The organism is Vibrio anguillarum, from assembly GCF_001989995.2.
Taxonomy (GTDB): domain Bacteria; phylum Pseudomonadota; class Gammaproteobacteria; order Enterobacterales; family Vibrionaceae; genus Vibrio; species Vibrio anguillarum.
The window spans coordinates 1-11,874 of sequence record NZ_JAHGUP010000015.1 but is presented as its reverse complement, the minus strand read 5'-3'; the positions used below and the strand labels follow the sequence as shown (position 1 = coordinate 11,874).

Genomic DNA, 11,874 nt, shown 5'->3' with positions numbered 1-11,874 from the left:
GGGCATCGTATAATGGCTATTACCTCAGCCTTCCAAGCTGATGATGCGGGTTCGATTCCCGCTGCCCGCTCCAATATTCTCGTATTTATCAAGTCTACTAGAAACAAAAAATCCACCCTAGAAAGAGTGGATTAGAGTCGTTCTTTTTAAAAATTTAAACGGGACTGACGCTCTCAGCTTGTGGCCCTTTTTGACCATCAGTGATTACAAAACTCACCTTTTGGCCATCGACTAAGTTGCGGCGCCCTTCACCCGTAATAGCGGAAAAATGTACAAATACATCTTTGCTGCCATTATCTGGGGTAATAAAGCCAAAACCTTTATCTTGGTTGAACCACTTTACAATTCCGTTTACTTTTTCACTCATAATCTTACTCTTGCTATGTTGTTTTGACGTTGCGAAACAGTTGCAACATGAATAACTTAACCAAAGTATTTTGCACAATCTAATGAAGTTTCTGTGAATGTGATGTACGCCTTGTTGAATATTAAATTTTGCGATTTCTATACCAAAATGTGATGTATTAAATCAAGGTAACTGTTCATACTTCAACTCTATTTCTGCCATTTTGTTTAGCTTTATAGAGCGCTTGATCCGCAATTTTTAACACTGCTTCAGGTTTTTCTGAGGTGTAGCTATCAGCAACGCCAATACTAACCGTAATAGAGACAAGATTTGATGGTGTTTTTTGCTCACGCTTCTTGGAACCGAGCTTATCGTCTTTTGGTCTGTCTTCTGCGTTCCTAATGACCATTTGGTATTGTTCAATATCTTTACGAAGCAAATCTAAGTAGATTGCAGCTTGCTGTGCATTTTTTCCTTTAAATAGGATGGTAAACTCTTCACCACCGTAGCGATAAACACGTGCGTTTCCTTGAGTCAACAATAAACGGCTAGCAATCAACTTAAGCACATCATCACCAGTGTCATGACCATAGCGATCATTGAACTGCTTAAAATGGTCTATATCTAGCATCGCTATCGCATATTTTTTGCCTAAGTATTTGATGTCAAGATCTAAGGCGTGGCGACCTGGGATACCCGTTAAGCGATCAATAAACGCCATTTTATGGCCCGCCGAAATTAGATATAAGATCAATAAAACCCCGGCTAGAGAGAAAAGTGTGCTTGAGATATAACTCACGTGGAAAAAAATAAAGGTGACGGAGGAGAGTAAAATACTGGCGTAAATGCTGGTGTCTAAGATCTGGTTTCGCGTGAGCACAAATATTGAGGAGACCCCAATTAATGCCAAGAGGTACATCACCAACAAAAATGGCAATTTCGATATTTTCGGTATAGTTACTAACAAAACCTGGCTAAAATTCTCAAATCCGCCATCACTGACGTACATCAAAGTAACAACGGCCCAAAACATTAACAGCAGCAAAATAGCGATGTATAAGCCATAAGTTTTACTCAATACAGTAGCATTACTTCCTAACGCATAAGGTACTAAACACAAAACGGGTAATAACAAACTTAATAACGAAAGCTCTAGCAAGGTTGTTCCCGTAGAAAGGGGCATCTGTAAGCGCCACTGGATGATTGCGTAGGCCACCATCATCGCTGTCGAGATCATAGCCAAACGCCCTTGCTTAAAAATGTGTCCTAATGCGATTGCTACCGTGAAAAGAATATAAGGCAGGTTACTAGCGAAGCCAATATTGGCGCTAGTGATCAGAATGACGTTTTCCATCCCCAACATAATGGCTATTAGCAACCCTATTGGGAATAAGAATCGAAACCAATGAGATGATACAAAACTTGTCGGCATTAATAATACAAATATGACCTTTGTGGCATTTAAAATTAAAATTGATAATAAGGCCCATAGCATACTTTTATTTAATAGATTGCCAAGCTTTTTGCTAGACTTACTAAATGAAAGCGAGCACTTGAACAAAGTTTAGACGACAACGCATCTAAAAGTTGTATAAAATCACCAAGGTACGCTAAGTTGTTACTGCTAAGTTCTATCTAAATATTTTGATTAGTACGAAGAGGAAGGAGTGTAAGGATGCAAATCAGTGTTGATGTACATAATTACATGGAAACACTTGTCGGACGCGTATTGGCTGAAGATAAGTATGTAAATCACTATGATAATGAGCAGCTTGCCGATCTCGCTTGCTTATCCCTTGCTCAATTGAGACCGATCTATATTCGATACGACATAGATTTTCTCTCTGCGCTACCTGAAGAAAAATTGGTCATACTTAAAGAGAATGCACAAGTTGCCGTTGAATCGGCGGAAAGCATGATCGTTAATGATCGACGTAGACACAGAGAAGATGATATTCCTATCATTCTAGGCCAATTGCGCTTTGACGATAACTTAGAACTAGAGTGGTTCGAGAAGCCGATTATTGAAACAAACAAGTCTTAAAGGAGTTCTTGTGGGATTTTTTTCTCGTTTATTTAATCAAGGGTCAGGCAATGACTCAAAAATGAAGCTTTTGGATCCCATTGAATATAAAGGTTTTTTAATTTACCAAGATGCAATGTCTGAATCAGGGCAATATCGTGTCGCTGGTAAAATTAGTAAAGATGTTAATGGTGAAATATGTACTCACCGTTTTATCCGCTCCGATGTCGTAGCTAGCAAAAGCGACGCTGATGATCTTATGCTTAAAAAAGCAAAAATGCTCATCGATCAGATGGGCGAGAAAATCTTTTCCTAACATCGTCCAACTTGATAAAAATCATAATGAATATCCTCATTAGTCGATACCCTTATTCATTGAGTAAAATACATGGCTAATATCCTGTTTTTATAGAGCTTTGTGATAAGTGGTTCGACCTCTGCTTTGTTTGGATGTCGTTGCGTTTTTGTCTTTCACCTATGACAATCACTCATTACTTAACCTTATATGTAATAGCATTTTGTATTTTTATTACAAACTGCTTGCAGTTATGCTGGTGGTTAGATAAAAACAGAATAATCATTGTGCCAATAGTCAAGGAATAACTATGCAAATTGGTGTACCAAAAGAGACCCTTACGGGTGAAACACGGGTTGCAGCTTCACCGAGTTCGGTAGCGCAATTAATCAAACTAGGCTTCGACGTCTCCATTGAAACTCAAGCTGGGGTTTTAGCCAGTTTTGATGATGCGGCTTTTGAGGCGGCTGGTGCCACGATTGTTTCGACACAAGATGTTTGGAATTCAGACATTATCTTGAAGGTCAATGCGCCGATTGTTGATGAAAAACAATCGATTGATGAGGTTGCTTTGATCAAAGAAGGGGCAAGCCTAATCAGTTTTATCTGGCCTGCACAAAACCCAGAATTGATGGAACAGTTATCAAGTAAAAAAATCAACGTGCTGGCGATGGACTCAGTGCCGAGAATATCCAGAGCACAAGCTTTAGACGCTTTGTCATCAATGGCTAACATTGCTGGCTACCGCGCTGTTGTTGAAGCTGCACATGAATTTGGCCGCTTCTTTACAGGGCAAATTACCGCAGCGGGCAAAGTCCCGCCGGCAAAAGTACTGGTTGCTGGAGCTGGCGTTGCTGGCCTCGCTGCTATCGGTGCCGCAGGAAGTTTGGGGGCAATTGTACGAGCTTTTGATGTTCGCCCAGAAGTAAAAGAACAAGTTCAATCTATGGGTGCAGAGTTTTTGGAAGTCGATTTCCAAGAAACGGCTGGTTCAGGCGATGGTTACGCCAAAGAGATGTCTGACGACTTTAATAAAAAGGCCGCTGAACTGTATGCAGCGCAAGCTAAAGATGTCGACATCATTATCACGACGGCTTTGATCCCTGGACGTCCAGCCCCTAAGCTGATCACCAAAGAGATGGTCGACAGTATGAGCGCTGGTAGCGTGATCGTCGATCTTGCAGCTGCAAACGGAGGGAACTGTGAATACACGGTTGCCGATCAGGTGATTACAACCGCCAATGGTGTGAAAGTGGTCGGTTATACTGATATGGTTGGCCGCTTACCAACACAATCCTCTCAATTATATTCAACAAACATCGTTAACTTGCTGAAATTGTTATGCAAGGAAAAAGATGGTTCCATCAATATTGACTTTGAAGACGTTGTTTTACGTGGTGTGACGGTCGTGAAAGAAGGCGAAATAACGTGGCCAGCACCACCGATCCAAGTCTCTGCGCAACCGCAAGTCAAGACCGCACCAACTAGACCTGAACCCAAAAAACAAGAACCCGTTTCTGCGACGAAAAAAATTACTGGCTTAGTTGCTGCCGTTGGCGCTTTTGCTTGGATCGCATCGGTCGCACCTGCGGCTTTCTTAAGCCATTTCACCGTTTTTGTTTTAGCGTGTGTTGTGGGTTACTACGTCGTTTGGAATGTTACTCATGCTTTACATACTCCTTTGATGTCCGTTACCAATGCAATTTCCGGCATTATTGTGGTCGGAGCTTTATTGCAGATAGGGCAAGGAAGTGGTGTGGTCACTTTCCTCGCGTTTATCGCTGTTTTAATTGCAAGCATTAACATCTTTGGTGGTTTTACAGTCACCAAACGTATGCTTGAAATGTTCCGTAAAGACTAAGGGAGTAATATATGTCTGCAGGATTAGTACAAGCCGCATATATTATTGCTGCTATCTTCTTCATCATGAGCCTTGCTGGATTATCAAAGCAGGAATCAGCAAGAGCTGGTAACTACTATGGTATAGCGGGTATGGCTATCGCACTCATCGCCACTATTTTTCGTCCAGATGCGCAGGGCTTAGCTTGGGTATTGCTGGCGATGGTAATTGGGGGTGGTATCGGTATTCATTATGCTAAAAAAGTAGAAATGACCGAAATGCCCGAACTTGTGGCTATTCTCCACAGTTTTGTGGGCATGGCTGCGGTATTAGTGGGCTATAACAGCTATATCGATGCGCCAATTGTACTCGATCACGCTGAACACGTGATTCATTTGGTTGAAGTGTTCATTGGGGTATTTATTGGTGCCGTCACCTTTACAGGATCTATCGTCGCCTTTGGTAAACTGCGTGGAATCATTTCGTCGTCGTCGCTCAATCTCCCTCATAAGCATAAGCTCAACCTCGCGGCCATTGTTGTCTCCACATTATTAATGATTTACTTTGTTAATAATGGTGGCAGCATGTTTGCATTGATTATTATGACTCTGATAGCGTTCGCGTTTGGCTACCATTTGGTGGCTTCGATTGGTGGTGCAGACATGCCCGTTGTGGTATCGATGCTTAACTCCTATTCAGGTTGGGCAGCGGCAGCGGCTGGCTTTATGTTAGCGAATGATTTGCTGATCGTAACCGGAGCACTGGTTGGTTCTTCAGGTGCCATTCTTTCTTACATTATGTGTAAAGCGATGAACCGCTCTTTTGTTAGTGTGATTGCCGGGGGCTTTGGTCAGGATGTGACTATCAGCGCAGACGTTGAATACGGTGAACACCGTGAAATAAACGCTGAAGAAGTAGCCGAAATGCTGAAAAACTCTAAGTCAGTGATCATCACTCCAGGGTATGGCATGGCAGTAGCTCAAGCACAGTATCCTGTTCACGAAATCACGGAGAAGTTACGTGCACAAGGCATTAAAGTTCGCTTTGGTATTCATCCAGTAGCGGGACGTTTGCCTGGCCATATGAACGTACTGCTTGCTGAAGCAAAAGTGCCTTATGACATTGTGTTAGAAATGGACGAAATAAACGATGATTTTACTGAAACGGATACGGTTTTGGTGATCGGTGCAAATGACACAGTAAACCCAGCAGCATTAGAAGATCCGAACAGTCCGATCGCCGGAATGCCAGTGTTGGAAGTATGGAAAGCGCAAAATGTCATTGTATTCAAGCGTTCAATGAATACTGGCTACGCAGGTGTACAAAACCCTCTTTTCTTTAAAGATAATACCTATATGCTTTTTGGTGATGCAAAAGAGAGTGTAGACGCCATCTCAAAAGCGTTATAGCATCTACAATTAGGATAATGAAGAAGCCAGCAAAATGCTGGCTTCTTCTGTTTTTGAGCAATCATTATTGACATGGATATAACACGTGCAATGTATTATTAGTTAATAATGTTATATAGTTTTTAATCTAAACCATTAATGAAAATAAAACTTGTTTAAAGCGATTAAGACCTACTTTTGGGCTATTTTAGTTCTAATACCTATTCAAACCTATGCCGATTCGTTGCCAGAACGCATCGACCTTTTTGCGTCGCTTTTTGATTATAGTACCGCTGATGTAAGTTATGATATCCGTACTTTGCAGGTTGATTATCCAACTCGCTTATTGACTCCCGAATCAATGTTACCGCAAACGGCTGAATACCCTTTAAAAGATCTACAGTTGTTATACAAATTATCTCAAAGCTGTACAGGTAAGTTGCCGCTGAGCCCACTCATAACAGAGCCATTAGTCTTCACGAGAGCTATCTGTAAAGGATCTCAATTACCGTCGAAATGGTTTGCGAGAAGCGCTTTGATTCACCCAGGAGGTGGAACATATGCGGCTCGTTATGTGAAAAAATACCCTGAGAAATTTGTAGAGTTGCAACAATATATGCACATACGAGAGCGCACCAAAGCAAGTGTGGATTCTTTGCTTGGCCGCATCCAAAACATGAATGAAGATACGATCTTAGCACTCATATCAGGTGCAACCATGTTTGTAGAGAACAGCGATCTTTGGCTGAGAAAAGGGGATATTTATTACGTTTTTAACGAAGACGTATGGTTAGACAACGCGAGTAAAGCAGGACTCAGCTATAGCATGGCCTCGGAAAATTCGACCTGTTTTATTCAAAGAGGCAACATTTGTTGGAATGTTGAAGATCATTCCAACGTGTTACGGATAAGTATGGTAATTCTTGTCCTAGCTAACATAATACTTGTATTAGGCTGGTCCCTTTATCGTTGGAATTCAAAACGACAGGAAATGAAAAGTCGTATGTTGGTGCTGCAGATTCTTACTCACGAGCTCAGAACACCCATTGCAAGTCTATCGCTAACCGTTGAAGGATTTCGGCGCGAATTTGAAAGGTTACCATCAACTGTTTACGATGAGTTTAGACGCCTATGCGAAGATTCCAGACGTTTACGGCAACTGGCCGAAGCCAGTAAGGATTATTTACAGTCAGAGAGCAGGCCGCTTGCAACAGACTGGGTACCTTCCGTTGAAGAATGGTTACAATACAAAGTGGAAGAAGAGTTTCGCGAAAGCATAGATCTTGTTATAAACAAAGATATTGCAGCTAAACTGAATGTTTATTGGCTTGGGACATGCATCGATAACTTAATTAGAAACGCAGTAAAATACGGTGTTGCTCCAGTTACGTTAGAGGTAACAACTAAACAAAATTCAATCACGATCAAAGTTACAGATCAAGGTCTGTTAAATCATCGAGATTGGAGAAATTTACGTAAACCTTTTGTCAGCAAAAGTGGCTTAGGTTTAGGTTTGACTATTGTAGAATCAATGGTAGGTCGGATGGGTGGTAAGATGACACTCGCAGGCCCGCCAACCACATTTATATTGGAGATCCCCTGTGAAACAGACATTGCTTCTCGTTGAAGATGATAAAAACCTTGCCGATGGCTTATTAGTAAGCCTTGAACAAGCAGGGTATGACTGTTTACATGCAGAAACTATTGCAGATGTTAAACAGCATTGGGACAGTGCAGACTTAGTCATCCTCGATCGCCAATTACCCGATGGCGATTCTGTTCAGCATTTGCCAGAATGGCGTAAAATAAAAGAGTTGCCAGTAATTCTTTTAACCGCACTTGTTACGGTCAAAGACAAAGTGGCCGGATTGGACGCGGGGGCAAATGATTACTTAACCAAGCCTTTTGCCGAGGCTGAATTATTTGCACGAATTCGAGCCCAGCTTCGTTCACCAGAATCAGAAGGGCAGGATGACACGAAAGTGGTTACACCCAATCTTGTTATTGATAAAGCCACAAGAGAAGTTTTTTTTAAAGAAGATTCAATTACCTTAACGCGTACTGAATTTGACTTACTCTTATTTTTAGCAAGCAATCTCGGGAGAGTGTTTACGCGTGACGAATTGCTTGATCATGTATGGGGTTATAACCACTTTCCAACGACAAGAACCGTAGATACCCACGTGTTGCAATTGCGCCAAAAACTTCCAGGCTTAGAGATTGAAACCTTGCGCGGTGTTGGATACAAGATGAAAGCGTGATGCAGAAATCTCGTTTACTATTGGTAGGCATAGCATTTGTGACTATTCCTACCAAAGCACAAAATATTGAGTGGTTTGATCAAATTACACCGCTTACTCAAGCGCATCAGAATCTTTTAAATAATAATTTAGAAGCAATGTTTAACTCACTTGTCGAAGTGTGGCAGCTTGAACATAACAAAAACATTCAGAGCCATCTCAATGAATTATTATTACAATCATTAACCGTTGATTGCGGTAAAAGTTTAGACAAAAAACCACTCCCTGAATGGCTTAAATCAATCACCATTAATAGGCAAGAGATCCAGAGCCCAGGAAGAGATGCATTTCATGTTGATATAGAAGTGGACGCTGAAAAACCACTTGCTGATATCAGGCTGGCGCAGTGGGTTGATAAAAGTTTATCAACCGATAGCTTATTAACGACCACTTCGAGTGACAGCGTCACTGGAAAGGCTCATTACTTAAAGCGTTATAATCTCAATAGTAAAATTACAATGGGTTTATACCGTCTTGATATAACAGCCAAAGATCAGCAATCTTGGAGCGCATGGATTGTGCTTGGTGAACCCAAAGCAAAGCAAATTGTACGTTGGGCTTCGAAAGATCAATGGCAAATTGAAAAAAAAGCGCTACTCAATCCATATTGCCCTTTACCTGAACTCAATGTATCGTTGTATGATTACATCGATGGAAAATACTCTGAAATATGGAGTCAACGCTACGAGTCTGAGTATCCTAATGAACTTGAAATCACTAATTTGGCTGCAGACCGTTATGTATTAGCGGTATCAATGACTCAACAGCGTTGGCAAGGGCCGCTTATCATTGAGCAATCTCAAGTAATCAGTAAAACCTACGATGTTTCAGTAGATGAATAATTAAAGATAATAGACAATGTGCCGTTATAGACATAAAGGAAACGACACGTTTATAACATTATGAAAAATTTCATTAAAATACTCCCACTTGCAGTCGTACTTACACCATCTTTCAGCTTCGCAGCCAATTATGCAATAGAGGCACGAGGGGATGCGATGGGTGGTGTAGGGGTTGTATCTGCGAACTTTCTCACTGCTCCATTTTATAACCCTGCACTTGTGGCTATTTATCGTCGTAACGATGACGTAGGTATGATCGTTCCCAGTTTCGGGATTTCTTATAATGATGAAGACCACATGGTCGATGATTTAGACAGCATTTCAAGCTTCATAGAAAAAAAAGATTACACAAATACTGAACAGCTGCAGAAAAGTTTAGATAATTTACAAAATGATAAACTAAAAGCCGAAATTGGCGGTGTTGTCGCCTTTGCCATTCCTAACCAATTTATAGCGGCTAATTTATTCGCCAAAGCCTATACCGAAACGTTTGTCACTCCTGATGTTTACAGCGGCGAAAACACTGCTTCATTAACTCCAGAGCTACAATCTGTTGAAAACGCCGAGCTCAGTGCAGTGAATGCTGTTTCAGTTGGAGTAACAGAAGTAGGTCTATCTCTAGCTAAGTACCAAACATTTTTAGGCCAACATATTGCCTTTGGTGTAACACCTAAACTTCAACGCATCTACACCTATGTATATTCAGCAAGCGTAACCGATTACGATATCAAAGATGCACGAGATAATGGCCAAGGTGAAACCATGTTCAACCTTGATGCCGGCGCATTGTGGTTTTATGGGCCTTTAAGAGTTGGATTTTCCGCAACCAATTTAGTCAAGAGAGACATTCAAACTCAATCTTACACTAAGAGTCTTAAGAGCCAATTCGGTAAAACACGAGACATCAATATTGGCTACGCATACCAAATGAGGCCACTTTATACAGTAGGCGTAGGTATTGTTGCAGACTATGCCACATTAAGCGTGGATTATGATCTTAATGAAGAAGAGCGCTACACTAATTTTAATGACAATACACAGATGATTCGAGTAGGTGGTGAAATCGATATCATGCGTCAGTTAAAATTAAGAGCAGGATATAAGAAGAACTTAGCATACGATAATGTTGATGGAACAATCACAGCAGGGGTAGGGATCTCACCTCTCAATCTTTTCCAACTGGACATTGGAGCAAGCTATACAAACGATAATGCGATGGGAGCTTACATAAATTTCCTTGCTAGTTATTAACTCGATCTTTATAGTCAGGCTCCTAATCAACCGGAGCCTTTTTAAATGTTTGATGATATTCCTACTTTATCTCACCAAGAACAGCAAGCAGCTGTTGAAAAAATTCAACAACTAATGGCTCAAGGTATCAGTACCGCAGAAGCCATAAAAATCGTTGCATCCCAAATTAGAGCAGAAAAATCTGCAGATAAAACGAATTAATTCTCAACCTAACTATTTCGATTGCATAAGAGCGTTCACTCATTAGTGGACGCTTTTTTGTATCGAGAAAACCTCCACCTAGGCTGGGGGTTCCGTAAAGCTTACGGCTATAAGCCAGTTATATAACCCCTTTCTATTTGATAAAAACGTCTTGTGGTCTGGCAACTGCAAGAGTTAATTAAGAATTGAAAGGGGGTCCCAATCGGGACGAAGAGAGCTTAGCGCATACGCGATGGAATTGTAAATATCATGTGGTTTTTGCACCTAAGTACCGAAGGCCTGTGTTCTACCAGACTTCGCCGGGATATCATCCAAATGCTCAGCAACGAGCAAGTGGGTAGCGTATATTCTCGAGTTTTGGTGCTTTCAGCGATGTTCTGTTTAACAGGTTTTGTAGCGAAACTTGGCCATTGGTCTAAAGTATTTAAGTATTTAAGTGAACTTAGCTGATCAGATCGTAGGTTGATAATTTAGTTCCATGATTTAAGAAACAAAGCCATTTTATGTAGGATTTTTCTGGGATTATGAGTCGTCTATTGTCTGCTTTTACTGATGATTATATTGTTAAGTGAATGAAATCTAGTCTAGGAATCTCGTAATGATAACCAATAACATAACTAATGCTCAACTCAGCGGCATTGAGCGAAACGCTCCTCAAGTGGGTCCCCAAAACGTCGAGACTTACCTTGCAACGATTGAGAAAGCCCAGAAAGACCTTGAAAAAATCGATCCTTCCATTGCATCAGTCGATGAGCAATCAGCAGATTCTGAAGTACTAGCTATGGTAGCGGCTCATCAAAAACAAGTTGTCCAGTCTATGGTGGGTAGTAATCCTGAGGATACTATTGCATTGACACTAGCCGCTGGTATCGAAGCATGCAGTGCTCGACTTGAAGCGATACAGCAGCAAGCTATGGGCTTAGGTGTATTTGTAGATTCCATGGAAGCGATGTGGGAAGACATATCAAAAACATCACCATTAACAGGGTATGCGTTAGAAGACGCTTTTCAACTAGTGCTTATGGATGTATTGATCCACATTGACGATTACAATTTAACAGCGGATGAAAAAGATGCCCTTCAACGTTTTATGGAGTGTGGTGGTTCAGGGATGCATGGTTCTCATGAAAACTATGATCAAAATGAATTTGTTGCTGACCTTCCTGGACTTTTTAACAAAATTCATGACCACGCACCCAAGGACAGTTTTGCTTATACAATTACTGATTCTATGAAAAATAATTCTGGTTGCCCCGGGGCTTTAGTAACGCAATTTCAGGATAATTGGGGTACTGCTAGTGAATGGTATTCTAACTGGACTAATGGCATAGGCGATGTCTCTCCAATTATGCGTATGGCATTACTCTCTATGTAGTGGCATAGTGAAT

Annotated in this window: 12 protein-coding genes and 1 pseudogene; 11 read left to right on the top strand and 2 right to left on the bottom strand. The window is 41.1% G+C overall.

Annotation, left to right across the window (positions count from 1 at the left end):
* Positions 1 to 154: 154 nt before the first annotated feature.
* Positions 155 to 367 carry a cold-shock protein gene (locus PL85_RS03080; protein WP_013867804.1) on the bottom strand — a complete coding sequence of 71 codons (213 nt, stop codon included), beginning with the start codon at positions 365 to 367 and terminating at the stop codon, positions 155 to 157.
* A 175-nt stretch (positions 368 to 542) separates the two neighbouring features.
* Positions 543 to 1,907: a GGDEF domain-containing protein gene (locus PL85_RS03075; RefSeq protein WP_115340210.1), complete on the bottom strand. Its 1,365-nt coding sequence runs from the start codon at positions 1,905 to 1,907 to the stop codon at positions 543 to 545.
* A gap of 114 nt (positions 1,908 to 2,021) precedes the next feature.
* Between PL85_RS03075 and PL85_RS03070 the strand changes: the two genes are divergently transcribed.
* From PL85_RS03070 to PL85_RS03020, 11 genes and pseudogenes are all read left to right on the top strand, one after another.
* Positions 2,022 to 2,390, top strand: a complete 369-nt coding sequence (locus PL85_RS03070) for a late competence development ComFB family protein (protein ID WP_013867802.1) — start codon at positions 2,022 to 2,024, stop codon at positions 2,388 to 2,390.
* 10 nt (positions 2,391 to 2,400) lie between these two features.
* Positions 2,401 to 2,685, top strand: a complete 285-nt coding sequence (locus PL85_RS03065; protein ID WP_069212095.1) for an HlyU family transcriptional regulator — start codon at positions 2,401 to 2,403, stop codon at positions 2,683 to 2,685.
* Between the two features lie 289 nt (positions 2,686 to 2,974).
* A complete protein-coding gene (locus PL85_RS03060; protein WP_013867800.1) occupies positions 2,975 to 4,525 on the top strand; it encodes a Re/Si-specific NAD(P)(+) transhydrogenase subunit alpha in 1,551 nt (516 codons plus the stop codon).
* 11 nt (positions 4,526 to 4,536) lie between these two features.
* Positions 4,537 to 5,913, top strand: coding sequence for a Re/Si-specific NAD(P)(+) transhydrogenase subunit beta (gene pntB, locus PL85_RS03055; RefSeq protein ID WP_013867799.1), 1,377 nt, complete (start codon positions 4,537 to 4,539; stop codon positions 5,911 to 5,913).
* A 151-nt stretch (positions 5,914 to 6,064) separates the two neighbouring features.
* Positions 6,065 to 7,519: a sensor histidine kinase VxrA gene (vxrA, locus tag PL85_RS03050; protein WP_064626163.1), complete on the top strand. Its 1,455-nt coding sequence runs from the start codon at positions 6,065 to 6,067 to the stop codon at positions 7,517 to 7,519.
* Positions 7,494 to 8,153, top strand: a complete 660-nt coding sequence (vxrB, locus tag PL85_RS03045) for a response regulator transcription factor VxrB (protein ID WP_013867797.1) — start codon at positions 7,494 to 7,496, stop codon at positions 8,151 to 8,153. Before vxrA ends, vxrB begins: the two co-directional genes overlap by 26 nt.
* Positions 8,150 to 9,034, top strand: a complete 885-nt coding sequence (locus PL85_RS03040; RefSeq protein ID WP_115340209.1) for a DUF2861 family protein — start codon at positions 8,150 to 8,152, stop codon at positions 9,032 to 9,034. Before vxrB ends, PL85_RS03040 begins: the two co-directional genes overlap by 4 nt.
* A 60-nt stretch (positions 9,035 to 9,094) precedes the next feature.
* On the top strand, positions 9,095 to 10,285 hold the full coding sequence (locus tag PL85_RS03035; protein WP_064626161.1) for a conjugal transfer protein TraF: 1,191 nt from the start codon (positions 9,095 to 9,097) through the stop codon (positions 10,283 to 10,285).
* Between the two features lie 45 nt (positions 10,286 to 10,330).
* Positions 10,331 to 10,486 (top strand): YoaH family protein, encoded by a 156-nt coding sequence (locus PL85_RS03030; RefSeq protein ID WP_094151569.1) that lies wholly within the window; start codon positions 10,331 to 10,333, stop codon positions 10,484 to 10,486.
* Between the two features lie 185 nt (positions 10,487 to 10,671).
* Positions 10,672 to 10,776: pseudogene (locus tag PL85_RS03025) on the top strand (hypothetical protein); the annotation flags it as partial.
* A gap of 308 nt (positions 10,777 to 11,084) precedes the next feature.
* On the top strand, positions 11,085 to 11,861 hold the full coding sequence (locus PL85_RS03020; RefSeq protein WP_234826590.1) for a hypothetical protein: 777 nt from the start codon (positions 11,085 to 11,087) through the stop codon (positions 11,859 to 11,861).
* Positions 11,862 to 11,874: the final 13 nt, after the last annotated feature.

Coding starts and splice junctions, on each gene's coding strand:
- PL85_RS03080 (WP_013867804.1), bottom strand. CDS start 367: ATGAGTGAAAAAGTAAACGGAATTGTAAAGTGGTTCAACCAAGATAAA.
- PL85_RS03070 (WP_013867802.1), top strand. CDS start 2,022: ATGCAAATCAGTGTTGATGTACATAATTACATGGAAACACTTGTCGGA.
- PL85_RS03060 (WP_013867800.1), top strand. CDS start 2,975: ATGCAAATTGGTGTACCAAAAGAGACCCTTACGGGTGAAACACGGGTT.
- pntB (WP_013867799.1), top strand. CDS start 4,537: ATGTCTGCAGGATTAGTACAAGCCGCATATATTATTGCTGCTATCTTC.
- PL85_RS03035 (WP_064626161.1), top strand. CDS start 9,095: ATGAAAAATTTCATTAAAATACTCCCACTTGCAGTCGTACTTACACCA.
- PL85_RS03030 (WP_094151569.1), top strand. CDS start 10,331: ATGTTTGATGATATTCCTACTTTATCTCACCAAGAACAGCAAGCAGCT.
- PL85_RS03020 (WP_234826590.1), top strand. CDS start 11,085: ATGATAACCAATAACATAACTAATGCTCAACTCAGCGGCATTGAGCGA.